We start from the raw sequence: 503 nt of genomic DNA, 5'->3' as shown, positions 1-503 counted from the left end.
CGGTCTCGTGGGCTCGGGTCAGCAGCAGCAGGCCGACCTGGTCCGCGCCGTGGACTTCACCCCCGGCGCCGGGATCGCCTTCGACGCCCTCGGCGCGGTCATCCTCGCCGTGCTCGCGGTCTACATCTTCTCGGGCGTCTTCGGCTGGCTGCAGGCGCGACTGCTCAACGGCATCGTGCAGCGGGCGATGAACCGGCTGCGCCTGCAGGTCGAGGACAAGATCCACCGCCTCCCGCTGTCCTACTTCGACCGGGTGCAGCGCGGGGAGCTCCTCAGCCGCGTCACCAACGACGTCGACAACATCGGCCAGTCGATGCAGCAGACGCTGTCGCAGGTCATCATCTCGCTGCTGACGGTGATCGGCGTGATGGTGATGATGTTCCTCATCTCCCCGCTCCTGGCCGTCATCGCGCTCGTGACCGTCCCGCTCACGCTCGTCATCACCGCCGTGGTCGCCGGTCGCTCCCAGAAGCTCTTCGCCGCGCAATGGAAAGCCACCGGAG

The 503-nt window shown here is 67.8% G+C and carries 1 protein-coding gene; it reads left to right on the top strand.

What is annotated here, in order from left to right; translation table 11 throughout:
* Positions 1-503: ABC transporter transmembrane domain-containing protein (locus ADINL_RS02360; protein WP_036543583.1), on the top strand; the 503-nt coding region annotated here is incomplete at both ends.

The organism is Nitrincola lacisaponensis, from assembly GCF_000691225.1.
GTDB classification, from domain to species: domain Bacteria; phylum Pseudomonadota; class Gammaproteobacteria; order Pseudomonadales; family Balneatricaceae; genus Nitrincola; species Nitrincola lacisaponensis.
The sequence above is the reverse complement of the archived record's forward strand: the minus strand, read 5'-3'. Positions and strand labels throughout refer to the sequence as shown.